Origin of the sequence: Mycobacterium neumannii (genome assembly GCF_002245615.1) — a bacterium.
Lineage (GTDB): Bacteria > Actinomycetota > Actinomycetes > Mycobacteriales > Mycobacteriaceae > Mycobacterium > Mycobacterium neumannii_A.
The window spans coordinates 182,618-202,904 of record NZ_NKCO01000004.1 but is presented as its reverse complement, the minus strand read 5'-3'; the positions used below and the strand labels follow the sequence as shown (position 1 = coordinate 202,904).

The window sequence follows — 20,287 nt, the reverse complement described above, 5'->3', positions numbered from 1 at the left end:
TGGATGCTAATCGCAACCGCGGCAGACGCGCAGTTCCTCTGCCGCGCTGCCGTCACACTCCCGGAAGGACGTCGACAGATCACTCACCCGTCGTTCGGGCCGACGGTCATGAACGGTAAGCGCGGTAATGCGGCGGTGCAGGTTCTGGAAGGTCCCACGTCGAGTACGTGTAGCGCTGTTCGGGACGATCCGCTGCGCCCAGCATGAAGGCCCGGTGATAGCGGCCGGCACGTGCGATCGAGGCCAACCAGGTGGCAACCGTGCTGATGCGGTTGCGCACACCGGTGAGGAACGCGATATGAATCAGGCCCCACGCCACCCAGCCGAGGTATCCCGACACCCGGATGCGCCCCACTTGAAGCAGCGCGTTGCCATGGCTGATGTAGGCCGCCGATCCCAAATCGCGGTAGCGGTACGGGCGGCGCGGTCGCCCGGCGAGATCACGGCGGATACAGGCCGCCGCGTGCAGGCCGCCCTGCATCGCGTTCTCCGCGACGCCAGGCAGCTTGTCACGCCCGGCGAGATCGCCGACCACGAAGATCTCGGGGTGTCCCGCAACGCTCAGGTCCGGCTCGACCTGTATGCGACCGGCGCGATCGGTTGGCGCTCCGAGGGTTTCGGCTACATGACGGGCGAACGGGACGGCTTCGACGCCTGCGGTCCACAGCACGGTGCGCGTCGAGAATTGCCTGTCGGGCCCGCCGTTCTTCGGGGTGACGGTGACGCCGTCGCGCCGGACATCGGTCACGTGCACACCGAAGTGCATCTCGACGCCGAGCTCCGCCAAGGTCTCGGTGGCTTTCGCCGATAGGTCGGGCGCGAACTTCTTCAGGACGCGCTGGCCGCCGTCGAACAGCAGCACCCGCGCCTCTTGCGGCTGGATGCTGTGGAATTCGTTGGCCAGGGTACGGGTGGCCATCTCCCGGATCTGACCGGCCAGTTCCACTCCGGTCGGACCGCCTCCGGCGACGGCAAAGGTGAGCCAGTCGCTACGCTCCGAACCGGGCGGCAGGGTCTCGGCAATCTCGAACGCGGTGAGGATGCGCTGTCTGATCTCCAGCGCGTCGTCGAGCGTTTTCATACCCGGCGCCCAGTGCGCGAACTCCTCATTGCCCATATACGACTGCCGCATACCGGCCGCCAGGATGAGGACGTCGTACTCGACGACGAACGTCGTCTCGTCGGGCCGTAGTGCGGTGACGGTGCGCGCGGACGGGTCCAGTGCGATCGCCTCGCCCAACAGGGGCTTGATGTTGTCGTATCGGGCGAACTCCTCGCGGAGGGGACGGCTGATGTGGCCGATGCTCAGCTTGCCGGTCGCGCACTGGTAGAGCAGCGGTTGGAACAGGTGGTCGGCGGAGCGGTCGAGCAGGGTGATGTCGACATCCGCTTTGGCCAATCGACGCGCGCAGAACAAACCACCGAATCCGCCGCCGATGATCAAAGCCCTGGGTCGCTGCGAACTCATCATCGCAACGGTATTACCCAGCTCTGCGCCGTCCGAAGCCCGCCGGACGCCGATGAACGCGCACCGGCGGCCCCGAGGCGAATAAGGTCAGCGCATGACCCCGATCATGACCAAGTCCGACGCAGCGGCACTGGTGGTCGCCGCCAAGACCCGAAAGAACGTGAGCTGGACCGAGATCGCTGATGCTTTGGATGCGCCGCGAGTGTGGTGTGTCGCCGCGCTGCTCGGTCAACATCCGATGACGCAACCGCAGGCCGAACGGGTTTGCGCCCTGCTCGATCTCGACGCCGCGGTGGGCGAGAGCTTGCAGCTCCAACCCGCCCGCGGTATCGACCCGGCGCTACTGTCCGATCCGACCATCTATCGGTTCCAGGAGGCGCTCGCCGTCTACGGACCCGCGATCAAGGAACTCATTCACGAGGAGTTCGGTGACGGCATCATGAGCGCGATCAACTTCAAGGTCGACGTCGGGCGCCGTGAGGATCCCGACGGAGACCGCGTGGTGGTCACGTTCGACGGGAAGTTCCTCGACTATCGCTGGTAACGCGGCTACGCCACCTGTAGAAGAACGCCGGAATCGGGACTGGAAATCCGGTGGACGCCGGGATCGGTCTCTGATGTGTTCGGCTGTTTGAGCTCCGCGATGATCGTCTCGTAGTCGTCCGTCTGCCACGCCTTCATGAAGGCGTCCAGCGGGACCTTCATATTCTTCCCCTGCTCGGCGAAGCCGCTGTCGTTGAGGTAGACGACCCGCTCGTCGAAGTCGATTCCCGTGACGACCACCTGGTGATCTGCGGCGTTGGCGCCCGTAGGCATCGGCCGGTTTTCGACAGCGCTCCAGATGGTTTCCCCGTGGAGTCCGACCGACACCGCCTTCTTGTCTTCCAGCGCGAAGGCGACCGCTCTCAACGCCAGGTTGCCCTCCGTTTTGTCGTACTCGGTGACAGTGGCCGCCACTCCGTATGCATCCAGAAGTTTCACAGCATCTTTGATGTTGACGCCGTCCTGGGTGGTGTCCACGTACATCGGGTTACCCGGGTTGACAACGCTCTCGAGCTCCTGTGCCTTCAGTATGATGGCCTCTTCGTCGGGAATCTCTGGGGTGTTCTTGAGTTGATTGATGATCATCGCCGACGACATCAACACACAGTTCTGATACGACTGCGCTTGCCAGTACTGCTTGTTTGTTTCCGGGTCGCCGTACATGCCGGTGAAGACGGCTGGGGCGGTGAACCAATCCGACAGTCCGTGGATGAATTCGGTAACGGCGTAGGAGATGTAGTTGACGAACTCGGTCACGACGACCGCTGCGGTGTGGGCCAGTTCGGAGACCACGAACGCCGCGCTGCCGACGAGCGCACCGAGGGGGTTGTCCGCATATTGCGTCTCTACTTGCTCATTGAACGCGTCTGTGCGGGCAGCTTGGGCCACGATGAATGCTTCTATGCGCACGTCTCGGGCCTTGTAGAACGCTGCGGCCCGTTCGGCTGCGGTGGGTTCCACGGTCAGTTCATCGGGTACCGACCACGACGGGTGTTCGGTGTCCGAATCGGTCGTCGTCGTCGCGACGGGAACCAATTCCTCCGGGGGGACTTCGGCGGTCAGCGTGTTGGTGACGTGCTGGGTGTCGATGGCCAACTGGTCATCGTTCATCCGCTCCAGATCGCGGCGCACCAGGTCCAGCGAGCCCACCAGGATCACGCCCGGAAGTGGCTGTACCGGCCCGTCAACTGCGGACAGTGGTGAGCCGACACCGACCGCCGACAGCAGGCCCGACACGATGCCGGTCGACGCTGTCGAGGGTCCGGCGTCGGGTGCTTGGGCCACCACAGTGCGGTGGTTGTCGGCACCGGAACCATCCGAGGGCACCAGTTCGGCCTCGATCACCAGCGTGCTGGCTTCGGCGGCGGCCTCGACACCGATGATTTCAGCCGATGCTGTGACATCGGCTGGGCCGGAATCGGTTACGTGTGCCAGGGATCGAGCGCTGATGGTGTCCTCGGGTCGGCTCGCGCTCGTCGCCCCCACAGCGGTCGCGGTGGTCCTCTGCGGGGTCACCAAAGAGTCGGTGGGCACGCGGTCGGATCGATTCTTCTTCTGCTCCCGCTCGATCGGGGCCTCAGAAACGACCGGGTCGGCCGGCGGAACCGAAGTATCCACCAGCACAGGCGAACTGGTGTCGACCTCGCCGACAGTGCTCGCAGCCGGTGTCGACGCGGCCGCAGCTGCGTCCGACTCTTTGGCCGACTCTGTCGCTGACTGCTTCGCCGATGAGTCCGCGGACTGCCGCTCGGCTGTCGACTTTTTCGTGGAGCGTGTCTCGGATGCATCTGCGGTGGGCGTTGTCGTCGAGCGTCCCGCACCGACAGATGTCCTGGGCTTTGTTCCCGAGACGGTCGACGTCGAGGAACTGCCCGTCGACTCCGAAGCTCCGTCCTTAGTCGCCGACGAAGACTCCGATGTACCCGTCGACCCCGACGGCGTGCTGCCCGTCGATCCGGATGACGAGCTCGTCGACCCCGATGAACCCGAAGACCCGGATGACGAGCTCGACGATGAACTGGAGGACGACTGTCCTCCGTCGTCGGCGATCGCCGTCCCCATGCCGCAGGTGCCGACCAACCCCGCTACACCGAGCGAGAAGGCAACGGCCCCGACCCGTAACGCCACCCTTGCCGAATTCACGAGCGGTCCGCCACCTCCGTCGGACCGCTGACCTGGCGGATCATCAGCTGCTCAGCCAGACGTACCAGAGACCGTCGCCGCCCTGACGGCAATCCCAATGCCCGTAATTGGCGTCACCCTGTGCGATCTCGACATTGGGGCCGTCGACATTGCAGGCCTCGAGCGTCGAATAGCCACCCTCCACCTGAACCTCGTCAGCGTGTGCGACGCCGACACCGAGGGTGAGGAACCCACCCACTGTCAGCGCGCCCGCGGCGATCATTCTTCTCATGCTTGTGCCTTCCATAGCTGCTGCTTCGACCCCCGCGCACTATTTGCCGGCATTTCGCCGCGCGCGCGGATTGAGAATTATTAACGCAACCGTTATGGTCCCGGCGGCAAAAAGTTATTAGTTCATCTGTTCAGATGACTACCGGACGGATTCACAGATCGTCGACGCTGAGGATCTTGTCCTGGATCGCTCGAGCAACAAGAGCCGCCTTGGTCGGCGCAGGCCGGCCGACTGCCGCATACTTCGCCCTGACCCTTTGCAGGTGAGTCGCGACCGTGGAGGGCTCGATGTACAACCGCTCGGCGACCGCATTCTTGTTCTCCGTCTGAAACCAGGCGATGAGCACCTGCTGCTCTCGGTGCGTCAGCTCCGGCCGTGCCTTCTGCCGGCCGCTGTGCAAGGTCGGAGCCGTCCTCGTGACCACGTGCGGCCGATCGGTGTGGGCGGCATCGATGGCCGCTGCCAGCACGTGTTCGGGTTCATGTTTGGCGATGCAGCTGACCGCCCCCGCGTCGAGGGTGGCGGAGACGACGTCGTCGTTGAACGAACAGGTGTAGACGACGACGCGGTGGCCTGCGCCGCAGACCTGGCGTAGCGCATCGAGGTCCGGGCCGCCGCCGTCGCAGGGCAGGTCGAACAACACCACCAGCCCGGGCGCGGCGGTCTGGTATGCCGCCGTGAACTCGGCTGGACTGGTGAAATGGCCGATGATCTCTGCGCGTGGGTGGCTGCGCCTCAACCACGACTCGATACCCGCGTATACGACGCGTTGATTGCCGACCACCACGACCGATATCGAACGCTCCTCGTCGTCCGGCGGTGGCATGCCGCAGACCCCCTATGTCGTACAGTCGCCGCTGCAGTTGTTTGCCTATGAAAGCATTGCTACGCCGCCCCCGAGTTCGGTTTGCGCTAAATCGAACTCATGGAACGGTGAGCGTCTGTGCGTCAGGCGGATGGTTGCCCATAACTGTACTGATTGAAACCCGAATAAACGCCAGGCCCCCCGGGCGGCAAGGCGCGGTACAGCAGGCAACGTCTGGTACGCCGAGACGTCTCAGCAGAACTGGTATTCGACGTCCCAGAAGCCGGGCGAAGGGATCCAGCGGGCCGAGAACTGTCCGCCGAGGGCGGGATTGGCGTCGTGGATCATTCCTGTCCCGCCGACGGCTTGGACGAAGCCCGGCGGATCCCAGGAGATCGAGACCGGGTCACCCGGCGTATCCGGCGTGCATCCGATCTGCTTGACGAGATAGCCGTCGGTGATCGTCCACTCGGCGCTGGCCTGATCCGGGCTCGGGGGAGGAGGGGAAGCGTGCGCGACAGTCGGGGCCCCGATGGTCGCCGCAGTCACCACGCCCGCCACCGAAATGATGAAACGTTGACCGCGCATCCGACACCTCCTTGCACCCACGATGTCTGTGACGTTAGACCGTTCGCGATCGGGTGGTTTCGTTTCGGCTGAGTCGGGATCGAACCGCCTCCGCGTCTGGACGTCAACGGTTTCGAACCTGACGGCAACATCGACGCAACACCGCGTGGATAGCTTCGGGCGACCGACAACCCGGGAGTCTGTGCAAATGAATGAGTTGTTCGCCGAAGCCGCCGCCGAAACCCTCGCCAGAGGGATCGGGCGTCGCGATTTCGTTCGCGCGGTGGCAGCGGTGGGTGCCGGGACGGGCATCGGCGCCGTCGCGGCCGCCTGTGCCACGGGTGACACTCCCGCAGCGACCGGCACCACGACCGGACGCTTCGAGATCCTCCAACCCGACCACGGTGACATCGCCGGCGACCACTATCTGCGTTCGACACCCGACCAGGTGCTGTGGGGCTATGTGCCGACAGTGCATGCCACGCCGGTGATTCGGATGCGTTCCGAGCAGACGATCACCGTGGACACCGTCTCCCACGAGGGCATCCTCGAGGATCAGGGCCGCAATCCGGTCGAGTACTTCGGCGGTAAGGGCGTCAGCGAATCCGACGTCCTGCAGGACGCCATTGTCGTCGCATCCGAATACGACCGCACACCGCGCAACTTCGACAAGGACGGCCCGCATGTGGTGACCGGCCCGGTGTTCGTCGAAGGTGCTCAGCCCGGCGATGTCCTGAAAATCGAGACGCTACAGGCTATTCCGCGGGTGCCCTATGGTGTCGTCTCGAGCCGGCACGGTAAAGGTGCGCTCGCTCGCAAGGCGGACGGATCCGCCCCGGACGGCATCAGTATCGAGGAAGTGATGCCGCCCGTGGCCACCGATCACAGGCCCAACGCGAACCCCGTCGAGTACGGCAATGTCTCCACTTTCACCGCCGTGGAGGACGGCCACGGCGTCATGTCCTACGGTGACGCGCGCGTGCGGTTCCCGCTGTTATCTTCATGGGCCTGATGGGTGTCGCCTTCTCCCAGGACCGGGATATCACTGCGCCGACCGCGAATTCGATTCCCCCAACCGTTGGGGGCGGCAATATCGACATCCGGCTGCTTGGCGAGGGCTCCACGCTCTACCTACCTGTTTTCGCGGAGGGGGCCCGGTTCTACGCCGGCGATCCCCACATGGCCATGGGGGACGGTGAAGTGGCGCTCACCGCGATGGAGGGCTCTCTGCGCGGCACCTACCGCCTGACGGTCTGTAAGCCGGGATCAGGAGATGCGCCATCGGTCGCATATCACTATCCGTTCGCCGAAACCGAATCCGCCTGGGTGCCAATAGGACTGTCCGATCCCGACGGGGCAATCGGAGGCAGCAGCAGCGCTTTGAACATCGCGATGCGCCGGGCGGTGGTCAACGCCCTGGACTTCCTGCAGAACGACCAGGGGATGGACCGCGCCACCGCCTACGCCTACCTCTCGGCCGCATCCGATTTCGTTGTCTCCCAAGTGGTCGACCGAACCGTTGGCGTGCATGGCCAGATCTACAAATCGCACTTCGCGGTGTGAGACGGACGCCGTGGCGGTGCTGTCACCCTCGTGACAGGTACTTGTCGAGCTTGTCCAGCTGAGCCTTGTAACCCCACTTCATGCCGAATGCGGCCATCTTGGCCTTCGCGCCGATGTTGGTGATAGTGACGTTCAGCGCGACGACCGTCATCCCGTCCTTCTCGCTGAGGATGACGTCGTTGACGTGCTCGATCGTTGACCCCTCTTCCTCGCCCTCGGTCCACGATCGCGCGTCATACGTCAGGCGCGCGCGTTCCTCAATACGGGTGAAGGTGCCGCTCATCGGCCAGCGTGTGCCCTGGTACTTACCCATCGCCTCGCCCGCTTCCATGACGATGTAGATCTTTCCGCCGACCACGAGGTCGATCTCACATTCCGGCACGAACGTCTTCTCCGGACCCCACCACTCCCGCACCATGTTGGGGTCCGTCCAAGCCTGCCAAACGGTTTCGATAGGAGCGCGGTACGAGCGTTCGAGGTTCAGCTTCTTGGTCTTCTTGAACATCTGCATCAGCATGGCGAATCCTCCTTGTGTCGATCGGCGGTCAAGCGGTGCAGCGGTCAGTCGTCATCGGCCCGGTCCTCAGTGCCTTCAGCGATGGACTCGAGATATCTGCCCAACGAGTCGAGGCGCGTCTCCCAGAGCTGCGCGAACGATTCGGCCCAGCGGCCGATCTCCTCGAACGGTGCGGCCTCCAGGTGGTAGATCCGCCGCCGAGCCACGGGTTGGCCGGCGACGATCCCCGAATCACCCAACACCCGAAGGTGCTTACTGACCTGCGGCTGGCGAATTTCGAGTGTCTCGGCGATCTCGCCGACCGAAAGCGGCCCAGCACGCAACAATTCGACGATTTTCAGGCGGCTTGGCTCGGCAAGAGCTCCGAAGACCGTCGACTGCACGGGTTTGACGCTAGGGCCCATGACGTATTCCTGTCAAGGAATATGTGCGAGAGGCTACCGTGGAGGTATGGCTCGCATCTCGATCTTCGGTGGCCACGGCAAGGTGGCCCTGCACCTGTCCCGGATCCTCAGTGAGCGCGGAGACGAAGTGACCTCGGTGTTTCGCAACCCGGATCATTCGGAAGAGGTGATGGTGGCCGGGGCCCAGCCACTGGTGGGCGATATCGAGGCGCTGGACGTCGACGCCCTCACCGAAATCGTCGAGGGACATGACGCCGTGGTGTTTACCGCCGGCGCCGGTGGCGGCAACCCGACTCGCACCTATGCGGTGGATCGCGATGCCGCCATCCGCATCATCGATGCCGCCGAACGTGCGGGGGTGGCCAGGTTCATCATGGTGTCGTACTTCGGCGCAAGCCCTGATCACGGTGTGCCGAAAGACAATTCGTTCTTTCACTATGCCGAGGCCAAGGCCGCTGCCGATGCGCATCTTCGGTCCAGCGGTCTGCGCTGGACGATACTGGGTCCGGGCCGCCTCACCCTGGAGCCATCCACCGGCCGGATCGCCGTCGGTGCCGACGCGGTCGGCGGCGAAGTTTCCCGCGAAGACGTTGCGCTGGTCGCCGCTGCCTGCCTGGCAGATGAGGCCACCATTGGGCGCACGGTCGAGTTCAACAACGGGGACATCCCGATCGCCGAGGCACTGTCGCGCCACGCGTGAGCACCTCTTAGCCATAAGGCTGCAAATCCGGTCGCCCAGTCAACTGCGCGACGGAAAAGTCCACCGGAGCCGACACCGCTGTGGTCGTCTGGCCCCCATTCCCGGCGCTGCGGTCATACGATCGGCGCAATCGTCGCACGCCGAGCGGCCCCCGGGAAGGACACCGCGCTTGACCACACACGAACCAGCACGAGAGCCTGTGCGCTGGGCGACGCCGTCACGAGTTTTGGCTCTCGTTGCCGCGGGAGTGTTGGCGGCGGGATGCGGAAGTTCGGGAGGAGAGGCGGCGGACACCCACGACGCGGCGAAATCGCCTACCTCCCAGGGGTCCCCGGCTGCGCAGAACCCAGACCCTCCACCGGACCCGAGCGCGCCCGCCGACGGCGAGATGGTCGTCTTCTATGACATGGCCACCACCCCCGAAGCGACGAATGGGCGCAACATCATGCAGGACGATCAACTGCTCGAAGCCCTCGCCAATGACATCAACGAGACGCTCAAGTTGCCCCACAACATTTCGTTGCGCGGCTCGCAGTGCGACGAGCCCAACGCCTATTGGAGCGCCGACGACAACACCATCACCCTCTGTTATGAGGATGTGGACTGGGCGCAGCGAGTCTTTACCGAAGCCGGTGACCCCGATCCGAAGGCGTCGGCGCTCAATTCCGAGTACGCGACGTTCTACCACGAGGTCGGGCACATGGCGATCAGCATCTACGACCTTCCCGTGACCGGGCGCGAGGAGGACGTGGCCGATCAGCTCGCTGCCTTCGTGCTGTTGGCGCCCGGTGAAGACGGTCATGCCGACCCCGAATCGGTACAGGCGGTCAAGGATTTCGCGCGGGCATTCGGCGCCTCCGGTGCGCAGGCCACGGAGCTGACCGCAGACGACTTCGCCGACGAGCACTCGCTGGATGAGACCCGTATGTACAACCTGGAGTGCTGGATCTACGGCTCTGATCCCAAGGCCAACGCCGACCTCGTCTCAAGCGGTCAGCTCCCCGAGGAGCGGGCGTCGGGATGCCCAGCGGAGTGGGAACAACTCGATCAAGCTTGGTCGACGTTGCTCGATCCCTACTTCAAATAGCGGTCACTCCTCGGTGGGGCACAACAGCGAGTGCACGAGACCTGTTTCCTCGTAACGGAATTCGTGCGCGGGATGTCGCACGGGCTCGACGGTGGCGTCGTGGTGCACGATGACCCCACCACCGGCGGGGATGCCGATCCCGGTTGCGGCTCCCTGCATCGAATGGATTGTTCCTGACAGCCGCGCCCAGCCGGAGCGCTCGTCGTGCGTATCGATGATCGCGGGAACGAACTTGAACACGTCGAGCAGTTCTGTGGCCGCCGACTCGGATGTCTCGACGATTCCGTAGCTGCCGAGCTGGATCGCACCGGCGGAGATGCCGACCAGGACAGCGCCATGCGCGTACCGAGCCCGGATCACGTCCGCCATGCCGGTGCTCTCGAAGACGTTCCAGCCGATCCGCACATCACCGCCGGCGAGGACGACCACGCTGGCCCGCTCGAGGAACGCGCGATCGTCCGCGCCGAACGACGAGTCGACCATGCGGAGGTCGGCGATTCCGACGTCGTCCATGGCCGCTTCGAAGATGTCGTAGAACTCCGGACGATCACCGTTGGACGCGCCGATGTAGGCGGCACTCAGGGGTGCGTGTCGAGCCAACTCGTCGACCGCGGGCTCGAGCAGCAGCCGCTCCTGTCGTTTCCAGAACAGCAGCTGACTGTCTGCCAGTAGGAAGAGCGGTCGCAGGTGGCCCTGGGGAGCCGACGTCAACTGGCGTCCCGGGACCGGGACCGACCCAGGCGCCACTTGTTCTTCTTGGGTGTCTGGTACGCATCGTGAGTCCAGGCGTCCCACATGGCCTCGGATTCCTCCTGGACCGGACTGTTGGTGACCTGCCATCCGAGGTTATCGATTTCGGTTGTGCACCAACGGATCAGCGATCCGTCGGCGCCGATCTCCTGGGCGAGTTGGACTCGCTCGTCGGTGCTGAGCTCGTCGCTGAACGCCTGCATGGTGGTTTTCAACCGCCAGTAGGGCACGATCCCGTCGCACTGGCGGCAGAGTGCCAGAAGCTCCACTCGCGCACGGCCGAGCAGGGACGTCGGGTCTTCGTCGACCGCGGGGCTGTCAGTGGTCTGCGCGCTTTCCGCGCTGGCTTCGTGCGCTTCCTCGGCCTCACCGGTCAGTTCGCGGTACTTGATGCGGAGCTCGTCGAGCTCGGCCTCGACGGCCAGGGCTCGTTTGCGCCACCATGCGGCGTGGTACTGCGCCAACTTCGCCTCGCAGTCCGCGCAGACCGCCCCTTCGCCCGCGACATCGTCGAGCGTCGTGACCTTGGTGAGCACGAGACCGCAGAGCGCCTTGTGGGCATCGCGGTTGAAGTAGTCCCCGTGGTGCACCACCGACGCTGATGTGTCCCGGACGTAGCTGTGGGGTGGTTCCACATCAGCCAAAGTAATTGAGCGGGAGCGACGTTTCCGTTGGTTCAGTGAAAACGGTCGACAGCCCCGGTGCTGTTGCCCCGGGGCTGTCGAATGAGTGAAGTACTACTTGTTGTTGCCGGAGTTGTCGCCCCCACCTTCGCCGGCGCCGTTGTCACCGGGTTTGGTGGCGGTTTCGCTGCCCTGCGTGGTGCCGGTCGGCGTGCCAACCGTCGTTTCCTTCTTTTTCGGAACGTCGACGTCCCCGACCTCTTTCGCGCCTTCACCCGTCGAGGCCTGCGTACCGGTATTGGCGCCCGGAGAGAAGTTCGCCGACGGCCTCAGCAGGTTGCGATCCGAGGGCTTCTTTGGCTGCAACTTCTTGGGCAGCAGGTCGCTGAGACGCTTGCGCTCCTGCTTCGCGGGCTTCGGCTGTTCGGAGGGCTGTTCGGAGCCTTGTTCCGCACTGAGTTCGGTCTTCTTCTCAATCGGGCGCTCAACCTGCAGCGACACCGTCGGCGCCTCTGCCGCAACGCCGGCTACCCGCTGGTCGCCTGCCCTCAGGGGGGCGTCCTGCTCTGCCGGGGTCTCGTCGCGTACGACGATGTCGCGGATCGAGCCGTTGATCCGCTCGGTCGCGCTCCACAATCCGTTGCGGAAATTTTCGACCAGATTGCCCGGGCCGCCGATCGGGGCCGGCAGGGCATCGCGAAGTCCGTAGAGCGCCGGGTCGGCCACCCACAGCGGGCCGTCGACGATGTTCTCCACCGCGGCAAGGGCTGCTTCAGTGTCACCCTGGGCGACGGCGGCGACCGCCTGCACGATGCCCACCGGACCGAGCACGGCTGCGGCGGCCAGCCGCAGGGTCGACGCGATCGCACCCTGGGTGACGCGAGAGAACGCATCGATCGGTCCGGCCACCTCTTCATATGCGACGGGGCCGGGCCGCTCGAACGCCTCGATGGTCCCGTCGACGAAGCGCTGCACCAGCGCGCCCGGGTCCTGCAGCCCCTCGTTGATCTCGAGGGTGAGCCTGTAGAGCTGATCGCGGATCGTCATAACGAGCCCGCCGGGTCCTCCCAGCGGAGCCGGCAACGCGTCACGCAACGCGAACAGCGCGGGGTCGATCGTCCACAGCGGCGCGTCGACGATGTTCTTCACGAATGCTTCAAAGCTCGCGGAGCCGTTGCCGTCGCTGATGGCTTGCGCGAGCTCGATCAGGCGAAGAGGCGCGAGCGCGGTGGTCCCGAGCCGAAGTCCAGAAGCTGCGAAGCCTTGGCCGATGCGGCCCAACCCCTCGACGACGCCGGTTGTCGGGTCGGGGTTGTTGACGGCCTCTCCGCCGGGCCGGTTGAACGCCGCGAGGGTGCCCTCGATGAAGTCCTCCAGCGCGGCACCGGGTGCGAACATCTCCAGCAAAGCCTGTTGCGCTTCGAATTGACGTTGGATCTCGCTGGTGTTCGCGGCCATCAGAGCCACGTTGTGCGATCGGCTTTCTGCGACAGTGTTCGCTGGTGCCGGTGCGATCGGACCAGCGGCGATGACGCCTGCCCCCACAAGTGCCACCCCGGTCGTCACATATTTCTTGGCGCTGGCCTTCATCAAGCCCCTCCCCTTGTTTGCGCGCTTGCTACGAGTAGCAACCTACGCCTGCGTCGATACTGATGGCAAGTTGCCCTGAAATCATCGACGGAAGGAATTGCTGCGATCGATCATGCCTGATCGTCCGATGACCGAAAAGACACTTCTGAACAGCCCAAACGCGCTCGAAACGTCCCGGATTGATCGTGAGCGCTGCGAAACGACTTCGCTGATGTCTCGAGCACCTGCACGTCCGCAGAGGAGCGGCGAGGGCTGTGGCAAATAGATGCGGCATGCGTCGACGAGTAGCTGACACCTTCTCAGAGTCCATGGCGGGCAAAGCAGGCGCCGCCTCGGTCAGGAGGCCGCTCAGGCAGCGTCGGCTCACTGTCCAGTTTGCGAAGGTCGGCAGGGCTGCAAGCGTTAAGCGCGGGTCATTACGCGACCGAATGGTAGGGGCCAAGGCGGCAAGGCCCAACGAAAGCAAACGCGATGGACCTCGAGTTCGTTGCCCGCATTCGTGGCGTGGACCGCCCCTTACAGGGCGGCCACGGCGACGTCTACTGCACCAGTGACGGGGTGCTGAAAGGTTGGCTGTCCCGGGCCGCCAGGTATTCGGGCCTCGGAGTCTCGGCTCGGTAGGGCGCCACGAGCTGGTTCTCGACGGAGTTGAAGACCAGGAAGACGTTCGAGCGCGGCAACGGCGTGATGTTCGAACCCGAACCGTGCATCACGTTCGAGTCGAACCACAGCGCGGTACCGGCAGGCCCGGTGATCTGGTCGATGCCGTAGCGGGCGGCGGCCTCGGCGAGCGTGGCCTGGCTCGGAACGCCGATCTCCTGTTTCACCAACGAGGAGGTGTGGTTGTTGCGCGGAGTGGCGCCGACGCACGGGTAGAACGTCTTGTGCGAACCCGGCATCACCATCAGCGAGCCGTTGTAGGGGTAGTTGTCGGTCAGCGAGATCGAACACGACACGGCCCGCATGGCGGGCATGCCGTCCTCGGCGTGCCATGTCTCGAAATCGGAATGCCAGTAGAACCCGGTCCCGGTGAATCCCGGCATGAGGTTGATCCGCGCCTGGTGCAGGTAGACGTCACTGCCCAGCAATTGACGGGCCACGGGCAAGACCGTGTCGAGGGTGACCACCTCGGCGATGACATCGCTGAACAGATGGGGTTGAAACACCGACCGGATGCTGCCGCCGGGCTCACGAATGATCCGCGGGTCCTCCGGGTCGGCCTTGGCGCCGATATTGTTCAACTCGCCGCGCAGCGTCGTCAGCCAGTTGTCATCCACCGCCGACCGCTGCACCAGGTATCCGTTGGCGTCGATCGACTGCAGGTCGGTCTCGAACAGCGGACCGTCCGACTCCTGGCCCCACACCGTGGGCTCCGCGCGTGGAATCGGATCGCTCGGTTCCGACAGCCGCGTGGGATATCGGTCCCTGGTGTCGGTAAATATGTTGTCGCTCAACTCGCTTGCACCGCCGGGGGAGGGTAGGTACCAGTCTCGTCGTGAACCTCTTGTCCGGTCACGGGAGGATTGAATACACACAGCATCCGCAGCTGAGTATGGCATGTGACGCGGTGGCGTTCATGCCCGTCGAGCAGATACATCGTGCCGGGCCGGAGCGGGTGTTCCTCACCGGTCTCGTGGTTGGTCAGCGTCCCCGTGCCCTCGACCACCCAGACCGCCTCGACGTGATGGCGGTAGTGGAAATCGCTGACCGAATTCGCGTTGATAGTGGTCTCGTGGAAGGAGAATCCGACTCCGTCACCCGCCAGGATGATGCGCTTGGATCTCCAGTCCTTGGCCGACACGTCGCGTTCGGTGCCGGTGATCTCGTCAGTGGTGCGCACGATCACGTCGTGCTCCTTTCGGCGTGAGGTGGTCAAGAAAGCGTTGCGGCGACCGAGTCGGCGAGGATGTCGATGCCCGCATCCAGATCCGACTCGGAAGTGGTCAGCGGGGGAAGCAGCTTGACGACCTCGTCCGAGGGGCCGCTGGTCTCCATGAGTACCCCGCGATCGAACGCCGCGCGGCACACGGCCGACGCCATCGGCGCATCCTCGAACTTGAGCCCCTGCGCCATCCCGCGCCCGCGCGCGGAGAGGCCGGGATACTTGTCGGCGATGGTTTCCAGCCGGTCTCGGACCTGCTGGCCCTTGGCGATCGTGTCGTCACTGAATGTCTCGGTCTGCCAATAGATCTCGAGTGCCTTGCTCGCGGTGACGAACGCCGGATTGTGGCCCCGGAAGGTGCCGTTGTGCTCGCCGGGGGTCCACACGTCCAGGTCCCTGCGGAACAAGGTCAGTGCCATCGGAAGGCCGTATCCACTGATCGACTTGGACAACGTGACGATGTCGGGGACGATGCCGGCCTCTTCGAAGCTGAAGAACCGGCCGGTGCGTCCGCAACCCATCTGCACGTCGTCGACGATCAACAGGATCTCGCGGCGGCTGCACAGCTCGGCGAGCGCCTGCAACCACTCCATCCTCGCGACGTTGAGACCGCCCTCGCCCTGCACGGTTTCGACGATCACCGCGGCCGGGTGGTTGAGCCCGCCGCCCGAGTCGTCGAGAACGCGCTCGAACCAGTGGAAGTCCTCGGTGGCGCCGCCGAAGTAGTTGTCATACGGCATCGGTGTGGCGTGCACCAGCGGGATACCGGCACCGGCGCGCTTCATCGAGTTGCCGGTGACCGACAGCGCGCCGAGGGTCATGCCGTGAAATGCGTTGGTGAAGTTGATGATCGATTCGCGACCGGTCACCTTGCGGGCCAGCTTGAGCGCTGACTCGACGGCGTTCGCCCCGGTCGGCCCCGGAAACTGCACCTTGTAGTCGAGGTCGCGAGGCTTGAGGATCAGCTGCTCGAAGTTCTGCAGGAACTCCGTCTTGGCGGCGGTCGCCATGTCGAGCGAGTGCACGATGTTGTCGCTGGCCAGGTACTCGATCAACGGCCGTTTCAGCTCGGGGTTGTTGTGGCCGTAATTCAGCGCGCCGGCTCCGGCGAAGAAGTCGAGGTAGCGCCGCCCGGAGGTATCGGTCATCCACGAGCCCTGCGCGACGGCCATGGTGGTCGGCCATCCACGGCAGTAGCTGCGTACTTCCGATTCGACCGAGTTATAGACCTCGGGAAGGTCGGATTCGTCGGGACGGGGGAGTGTTGCTGGCGTAGACATGTGTCCTTTCTGAGGGGTCAGTCGGCCAAAGGTGTCGTGATGGGTCCGATGCGGACAGTCGGCTCGTCTTCGTGGGACTGATCGGCCGCCAGGTGTGCGGCGGTGAAGCGGGGTTCCTCGATCAGGGGCACCCCGTGACGCCGGGCGAACGCGCCGAAGAACGCGCGCGAAGCCGAGTTGCTCGGTGCCACCGTGGCCTCCACCGTGACCGGATGGCCTCGGCGGTTGGCGCGAACGCGGTGGACGAGGCCGTCGAGCATGGCGTTGGCCAACCCGGTTCCCCGCGCAGCCGCCGAGACGGCCACCTGCCAGACGAAGAGGACTTCGGGGCGTGCCGGCGGATGGTAGCCAGTGATCAGTCCACAGATGTCGCCGTCTTTCTCCGCGACGATGGAGGTACTGGCAAAGTCCGTGGCCATCAACAGGTACGTGTAGGTGGAGTTCAGATCGAGCACTTCGGTCTCGGCCACCAGACGATGCATTGCGATGGCATCGCCCTCATTCGGCGAGCGGAGATGATTCGTCCACGAATCTGGCTGCACTGCTGGCGTTTTCGAACCAGCTGTCCGCTCCTCCGGGACTGGGTCCCGGTCGCGAATGGTCACTTGCGTTGTCACCACCGAACAAAATCATCGAATCACATCAGTTACGTCATCGGCGTTATGACGGTATGCCAGCAAAAAATGACAGGCAAGTTTCCACAGCTCACGCGCACGCGCCGGGCGGCGCCCGGGTACGGGGGTTACCTGCGCGGATGGTGAAGTGTGAGACGGCGGTCACTTGATCAAGCCGTTATCGAAACGTTACCTATCGACGGCGGAAATGATTCGTTCCCCTAACAACGGGTACGTTATGACGCGCCCGTCAGTGTGGATGGCGTGTCGTCAGGGCACGCGGGTGTCGGGGTTTCGCGCTTTGGCGCTCGGCCGGTTTCCGGGTGCGCCGCGGACATCAATGACCAATCGGAGGGGGTTTCTGTGCGACGCATCTTCGGACTATTCATCGGTGCTACCGCCACAGCAGTCGCATTCGCCGCGCCGGCAGCGGCCGATCAGGCGGAGTTTGTGCGCAAGCTTCAGGAGACGTACGTCTTCCTGTCGGCGGACCAATTGATCGCCGCGGGCAACAAGGTCTGCGCCAACGCGGCGCGTGGCGTGCCTGCCGCCGAATCGATGCTGATGGTGCGCGAGGAACTGGGCGTTTCGGTGACCGCCGCAGCTGACATCGTCAGCATCGCGACCAACGAACTCGGTTGTTGATCCGCGGCCGCTGAATCGGCGGCTGAGGTTTTGTCACAAGCTGGTCAAGCGCCGCGTGGCACGCCGAGCATGCCGCCGCCGAATTGCTAGCTTGCCCGCGTGAAATCGTCTGTGGGCAGACTCTGGGCTGCGCTGTTCGCGATACTGCTCGTCTGCGTTGGGATCCCGACGCCAACGGCCACTGCGTATTCACGTGACGGGTTGCCGGTGGAGACGCTCGAGGTGCCGTCCCCGTCGATGGGGCGAAACATCCGCGTGCAGTTCCAGGGTGGCGGCCCGCATTCGGTGTACCTGCTCGACGGCCTGCGCGCGCAGGAGGATGCCAACGGTTGGGACATCAACACCGGTGCGTTCGAGTGGTTCTACGAGTCCGGTATCTCGGTCGTGATGCCCGTGGGCGGGCAGGCCAGCTTCTACACCGACTGGTATCAGCCTGCGGTGGGAAGCGCAGGCACCGTGACCTACAAGTGGGAGACGTTCCTGACTCAGGAACTGCCCGTGTGGTTGGCGGCCAACCGGGGGCAGGCGCCGACCGGCAACGCGGTCGTGGGTCTTTCGATGTCGGGCAGCGCGGCGCTGACCCTCGCCGTATGGCATCCGCGCCAGTTCATCTTCGCCGGTTCGCTTTCGGGCTACCTCAACCCGTCGAGCGGTCTGTGGCCCACCCTGATCGGCTTCTCGATGAAGGACGCGGGCGGCTACAGCGCGACCCATATGTGGGGGCCGACGTCGGATCCGGCATGGCGGCGCAACGATCCGACCGTCAACGTCAACACGCTGGTCGCCAACAACACCGCGCTGTGGGTCTACTGCGGAAACGGCGCGACCTCCGAACTCGACGACGGCGCGAACTTCGGTGCGCAGTACAGCGCGCAGTTCCTCGAGAACATCACGCTGTCGACGAACAAGGAGTTTCAGCAGAAATACCTCGCGGCGGGCGGACGGAACGCGGTGTTCAACTTCCCGACCGACGGGACGCACACCTGGGCGTACTGGGGTTCACAGCTACAGGCGATGAAGCCTGACCTGGTGCGCATCCTCGGAGGCGCGCGCCCCTGACAGGGTTCGGTCATACGATGGCCGGGAACCGATCGTATGGGGTGAGATATGACGGATCTGCGCGGCGGCGCTCTTCACGAAGAGATCGCGCGGTTGGCGCGAAGCCTGCACAGCCAGAAGAGCGCCGACATGGACGTCGACAACCTCGTCGACGAGGTGACCGCGACGGCGGTGCGCATCCTGCCGAATGTGCACCATGCGGGAATTTCGCTGGTGGAGCCCAAGAGCCGGCGGGTGCGCTCGGTCGCAGCCACGGGTCCGGTGCCCAAGGACCTCGACACCTTGCAGGAGGAGCTTCAGCAGGGCCCATGCGTGGACGCCGTCCACGAACACATGACGGTTCGGATCAAGGACTTCCAAACCGAGGACCGATGGGTCGAGTTCATCGGACGCGCCCTCGAAGCCACCCCGGTGCGCTCCAGCCTCTCGATCCAGCTCTACACCCACGATTCGGAGATCGGTGCGCTGAACCTCTACTCGGAGCGGGCCCGTACCTTCACACCCCACCTCGAGGACCTGGCGCTGGCGGTGGCGGCGCACGCAGCGATCGGTTTGGCGACCGCGCGCCGTGACGACCAGTTCCAAACCGCGCTGGCATCACGCGACATCATCGGTCAGGCCAAAGGCATGATCATGGAGCGCTTCGCCGTCGACGCGCCCGCTGCGTTCAACCTCCTGGTGAAGCTCTCCCAGGAGAAGAACACGCCGTTGCAGCTGATCGCGGTGCGACTGGTGGACACAGTGCACCGGCCAACGTAGTAGCCAAAGCCGAGTTATTGCTGCCTGACCGGCGCGGATGGGTCCCCGTTTAGGTATCGGTACCGTGAAGCCGCTACCCTATTGCGCGGGTTAAGACTGCAGCCTCGCGCGATCGGCCATGACCGCTACGGTGGTTGCCAAACAAGAGGTGAGGCTTGGACGGACAACTTTGTACCGAGAACTGGGTGGGACGCGTCGCTGTCGTCGCCGCCTCCGGTGACCTCGACATGCTCACGGCACCGCAGCTGCGCGATGCTGTGCAGGCGGCGTTGGGCAAGGATCCGGTGGGCTTGATCGTCGATCTGACCAGCGTTGAGTTCCTGGGGTCCGCGGGCATGCAGGTGCTGATGGAGACCCACAACCAGACCGACGGCACCGCGACCAGGTTCGCCGTCGTCGCAGACGGATCCGCCACCAGCCGGCCGTTGAAGATCACGGGGATCGCCGACCTGATCGACCTGTTTTCCTCGCTGGACGCCGCGCTCGACAACATCACAGCGTGAGCTCGGGCCGGACGGGGTAAACAGAGAGCACCATGAACGCTCCGACGGAACTCGGCTTCTCCAGCAACGGCCCCGCAGACGCGCAAACCGTTGCCGAGTTCCGCAATGCCTTTGCGCAATGGCTCCGGACGAATTTCGCGCTCGACGCCGACCGGCTCAGCGACATATTGCTAGCGGTGAACGAGGCGCTGACCAATTCCGCTGAATTCGCCTATGTCCAGGCTGGACAGGCCGGAAGCATGTCGGTGACGGCCCGGTACGACGCCGAGGATCGGCGCCTGGTCGCGACCATCTCCGACCAGGGAGCCTGGCTGGAGAAGGAGCCCGACGGCAAGCCGAACACCCGCGGCCGCGGCATCCAGCTCATGCGCGCTCTGTCCGATCGGGCCACGATCGACGCCTCGGCGTTCGGCACCCGCGTACAGCTCGAGTTCGACGATTGCCGGCTCGCCTCCCAGGAGCCTTTCGCAACTTCTGCGTGATTGCGTTTGGCCGGCGGCCGGCACGGGTAAAGG

Annotated in this window: 23 protein-coding genes and 1 pseudogene; 10 read left to right on the top strand and 14 right to left on the bottom strand. The window is 64.5% G+C overall.

All coding sequences use genetic code 11. The features are described from left to right. Nucleotides 1–106 precede the first annotated feature (106 nt). Nucleotides 107–1,468, bottom strand: a complete 1,362-nt coding sequence (locus CEX88_RS07560; protein ID WP_094293113.1) for an NAD(P)/FAD-dependent oxidoreductase — start codon at nucleotides 1,466–1,468, stop codon at nucleotides 107–109. Between the two features lie 94 nt (nucleotides 1,469–1,562). Between CEX88_RS07560 and cynS the strand changes: the two genes are divergently transcribed. Further along, nucleotides 1,563–2,012, top strand: a complete 450-nt coding sequence (gene cynS, locus CEX88_RS07555; protein WP_094292999.1) for a cyanase — start codon at nucleotides 1,563–1,565, stop codon at nucleotides 2,010–2,012. A gap of 5 nt (nucleotides 2,013–2,017) precedes the next feature. Here the strand turns inward: cynS and CEX88_RS07550 are convergent, their stop codons facing one another. Continuing rightward, nucleotides 2,018–3,628, bottom strand: coding sequence for a cysteine peptidase family C39 domain-containing protein (locus CEX88_RS07550; RefSeq protein ID WP_126315824.1), 1,611 nt, complete (start codon nucleotides 3,626–3,628; stop codon nucleotides 2,018–2,020). A gap of 16 nt (nucleotides 3,629–3,644) precedes the next feature. On the opposite strand from CEX88_RS07550, the gene CEX88_RS07545 reads away from it, so the two are divergent. After that, a complete protein-coding gene (locus CEX88_RS07545) occupies nucleotides 3,645–4,184 on the top strand; it encodes a hypothetical protein (protein WP_126315825.1) in 540 nt (179 codons plus the stop codon). A gap of 12 nt (nucleotides 4,185–4,196) precedes the next feature. On the opposite strand, the gene CEX88_RS07540 is transcribed toward CEX88_RS07545, so the two are convergent. From CEX88_RS07540 to CEX88_RS07530, 3 genes are all read right to left on the bottom strand, one after another. Continuing rightward, complete coding sequence (locus CEX88_RS07540) at nucleotides 4,197–4,424, bottom strand: hypothetical protein (protein ID WP_094293112.1); 228 nt, start codon at nucleotides 4,422–4,424, stop codon at nucleotides 4,197–4,199. Between the two features lie 151 nt (nucleotides 4,425–4,575). After that, nucleotides 4,576–5,250 (bottom strand): LuxR C-terminal-related transcriptional regulator, encoded by a 675-nt coding sequence (locus CEX88_RS07535; protein ID WP_094292996.1) that lies wholly within the window; start codon nucleotides 5,248–5,250, stop codon nucleotides 4,576–4,578. A gap of 231 nt (nucleotides 5,251–5,481) precedes the next feature. Beyond that, nucleotides 5,482–5,817: a hypothetical protein gene (locus CEX88_RS07530; protein ID WP_094292995.1), complete on the bottom strand. Its 336-nt coding sequence runs from the start codon at nucleotides 5,815–5,817 to the stop codon at nucleotides 5,482–5,484. Nucleotides 5,818–6,004: 187 nt separating this feature from the next. Between CEX88_RS07530 and CEX88_RS07525 the strand changes: the two are divergent. Continuing rightward, nucleotides 6,005–7,359, top strand: a pseudogene (locus CEX88_RS07525) (acetamidase/formamidase family protein). Between the two features lie 22 nt (nucleotides 7,360–7,381). Here the strand turns inward: CEX88_RS07525 and CEX88_RS07520 are convergent. Together CEX88_RS07520 and CEX88_RS07515 are read right to left on the bottom strand one after the other, a co-directional pair. Then, nucleotides 7,382–7,876 (bottom strand): SRPBCC family protein, encoded by a 495-nt coding sequence (locus tag CEX88_RS07520; RefSeq protein WP_066845797.1) that lies wholly within the window; start codon nucleotides 7,874–7,876, stop codon nucleotides 7,382–7,384. A gap of 44 nt (nucleotides 7,877–7,920) precedes the next feature. Further along, the gene (locus CEX88_RS07515) at nucleotides 7,921–8,259 is read right to left on the bottom strand and encodes an ArsR/SmtB family transcription factor (RefSeq protein WP_202931398.1); all 339 of its coding nucleotides are present in this window, start codon (nucleotides 8,257–8,259) and stop codon (nucleotides 7,921–7,923) included. A 67-nt stretch (nucleotides 8,260–8,326) separates the two neighbouring features. Here CEX88_RS07515 and CEX88_RS07510 point away from each other — a divergent pair, with 67 nt between their 5' ends. Further along, entirely contained in the window at nucleotides 8,327–8,980 is a 654-nt protein-coding gene (locus tag CEX88_RS07510; RefSeq protein WP_094292993.1) for an SDR family oxidoreductase, read from the top strand. Between the two features lie 199 nt (nucleotides 8,981–9,179). Beyond that, nucleotides 9,180–10,067 carry a DUF4344 domain-containing metallopeptidase gene (locus tag CEX88_RS07505; protein ID WP_238381995.1) on the top strand — a complete coding sequence of 296 codons (888 nt, stop codon included), beginning with the start codon at nucleotides 9,180–9,182 and terminating at the stop codon, nucleotides 10,065–10,067. 3 nt (nucleotides 10,068–10,070) lie between these two features. Here the strand turns inward: CEX88_RS07505 and CEX88_RS07500 are convergent, their stop codons facing one another. The 7 genes from CEX88_RS07500 to ectA form a co-directional block, all read right to left on the bottom strand. After that, nucleotides 10,071–10,778 (bottom strand): Type 1 glutamine amidotransferase-like domain-containing protein, encoded by a 708-nt coding sequence (locus CEX88_RS07500; RefSeq protein WP_094293111.1) that lies wholly within the window; start codon nucleotides 10,776–10,778, stop codon nucleotides 10,071–10,073. Continuing rightward, complete coding sequence (locus tag CEX88_RS07495) at nucleotides 10,775–11,452, bottom strand: hypothetical protein (RefSeq protein ID WP_238381983.1); 678 nt, start codon at nucleotides 11,450–11,452, stop codon at nucleotides 10,775–10,777. The genes CEX88_RS07500 and CEX88_RS07495 overlap by 4 nt, the downstream gene beginning before the upstream one ends. A 102-nt stretch (nucleotides 11,453–11,554) precedes the next feature. Next, on the bottom strand, nucleotides 11,555–12,898 hold the full coding sequence (locus tag CEX88_RS07490) for a hypothetical protein (protein WP_126315826.1): 1,344 nt from the start codon (nucleotides 12,896–12,898) through the stop codon (nucleotides 11,555–11,557). A gap of 671 nt (nucleotides 12,899–13,569) precedes the next feature. Continuing rightward, nucleotides 13,570–14,484: an ectoine hydroxylase gene (gene thpD / locus CEX88_RS07485; RefSeq protein ID WP_066845785.1), complete on the bottom strand. Its 915-nt coding sequence runs from the start codon at nucleotides 14,482–14,484 to the stop codon at nucleotides 13,570–13,572. Beyond that, the gene (locus tag CEX88_RS07480; protein ID WP_066845783.1) at nucleotides 14,481–14,876 is read right to left on the bottom strand and encodes an ectoine synthase; all 396 of its coding nucleotides are present in this window, start codon (nucleotides 14,874–14,876) and stop codon (nucleotides 14,481–14,483) included. The genes thpD and CEX88_RS07480 overlap by 4 nt, the downstream gene beginning before the upstream one ends. 26 nt (nucleotides 14,877–14,902) lie before the next feature. Beyond that, entirely contained in the window at nucleotides 14,903–16,192 is a 1,290-nt protein-coding gene (gene ectB, locus CEX88_RS07475; protein WP_094292990.1) for a diaminobutyrate--2-oxoglutarate transaminase, read from the bottom strand. A gap of 17 nt (nucleotides 16,193–16,209) precedes the next feature. Next, entirely contained in the window at nucleotides 16,210–16,734 is a 525-nt protein-coding gene (gene ectA, locus CEX88_RS07470; protein WP_274381092.1) for a diaminobutyrate acetyltransferase, read from the bottom strand. Nucleotides 16,735–17,169: 435 nt separating this feature from the next. Here ectA and CEX88_RS07465 point away from each other — a divergent pair, with 435 nt between their 5' ends. The 5 genes from CEX88_RS07465 to CEX88_RS07445 all read left to right on the top strand — a co-directional run bounded on the left by CEX88_RS07465 (nucleotide 17,170) and on the right by CEX88_RS07445 (nucleotide 20,254). Further along, nucleotides 17,170–17,451, top strand: coding sequence for a DUF732 domain-containing protein (locus CEX88_RS07465; protein WP_238381982.1), 282 nt, complete (start codon nucleotides 17,170–17,172; stop codon nucleotides 17,449–17,451). A gap of 132 nt (nucleotides 17,452–17,583) precedes the next feature. Further along, complete coding sequence (locus CEX88_RS07460; RefSeq protein WP_238381994.1) at nucleotides 17,584–18,510, top strand: esterase family protein; 927 nt, start codon at nucleotides 17,584–17,586, stop codon at nucleotides 18,508–18,510. 48 nt (nucleotides 18,511–18,558) lie between these two features. Beyond that, on the top strand, nucleotides 18,559–19,269 hold the full coding sequence (locus CEX88_RS07455; RefSeq protein WP_094292988.1) for a GAF and ANTAR domain-containing protein: 711 nt from the start codon (nucleotides 18,559–18,561) through the stop codon (nucleotides 19,267–19,269). Nucleotides 19,270–19,424: 155 nt separating this feature from the next. Further along, nucleotides 19,425–19,772: an STAS domain-containing protein gene (locus tag CEX88_RS07450; RefSeq protein ID WP_068195307.1), complete on the top strand. Its 348-nt coding sequence runs from the start codon at nucleotides 19,425–19,427 to the stop codon at nucleotides 19,770–19,772. A 32-nt stretch (nucleotides 19,773–19,804) separates the two neighbouring features. Next, nucleotides 19,805–20,254, top strand: coding sequence for an ATP-binding protein (locus tag CEX88_RS07445; protein WP_094292987.1), 450 nt, complete (start codon nucleotides 19,805–19,807; stop codon nucleotides 20,252–20,254). Nucleotides 20,255–20,287 lie beyond the last annotated feature (33 nt).

What these genes read in the sequence shown, in the direction of transcription:
- CEX88_RS07535 (WP_094292996.1), bottom strand. Translation starts at nt 5,250, where the DNA reads ATGCCACCGCCGGACGACGAGGAGCGTTCGATATCGGTCGTGGTGGTC.
- ectB (WP_094292990.1), bottom strand. Translation starts at nt 16,192, where the DNA reads ATGTCTACGCCAGCAACACTCCCCCGTCCCGACGAATCCGACCTTCCC.
- cynS (WP_094292999.1), top strand. Translation starts at nt 1,563, where the DNA reads ATGACCCCGATCATGACCAAGTCCGACGCAGCGGCACTGGTGGTCGCC.
- CEX88_RS07520 (WP_066845797.1), bottom strand. Translation starts at nt 7,876, where the DNA reads ATGCTGATGCAGATGTTCAAGAAGACCAAGAAGCTGAACCTCGAACGC.
- CEX88_RS07530 (WP_094292995.1), bottom strand. Translation starts at nt 5,817, where the DNA reads ATGCGCGGTCAACGTTTCATCATTTCGGTGGCGGGCGTGGTGACTGCG.
- CEX88_RS07445 (WP_094292987.1), top strand. Translation starts at nt 19,805, where the DNA reads ATGAACGCTCCGACGGAACTCGGCTTCTCCAGCAACGGCCCCGCAGAC.
- CEX88_RS07560 (WP_094293113.1), bottom strand. Translation starts at nt 1,468, where the DNA reads ATGAGTTCGCAGCGACCCAGGGCTTTGATCATCGGCGGCGGATTCGGT.
- CEX88_RS07510 (WP_094292993.1), top strand. Translation starts at nt 8,327, where the DNA reads ATGGCTCGCATCTCGATCTTCGGTGGCCACGGCAAGGTGGCCCTGCAC.
- CEX88_RS07455 (WP_094292988.1), top strand. Translation starts at nt 18,559, where the DNA reads ATGACGGATCTGCGCGGCGGCGCTCTTCACGAAGAGATCGCGCGGTTG.
- CEX88_RS07540 (WP_094293112.1), bottom strand. Translation starts at nt 4,424, where the DNA reads ATGAGAAGAATGATCGCCGCGGGCGCGCTGACAGTGGGTGGGTTCCTC.
- CEX88_RS07490 (WP_126315826.1), bottom strand. Translation starts at nt 12,898, where the DNA reads ATGGCCGCGAACACCAGCGAGATCCAACGTCAATTCGAAGCGCAACAG.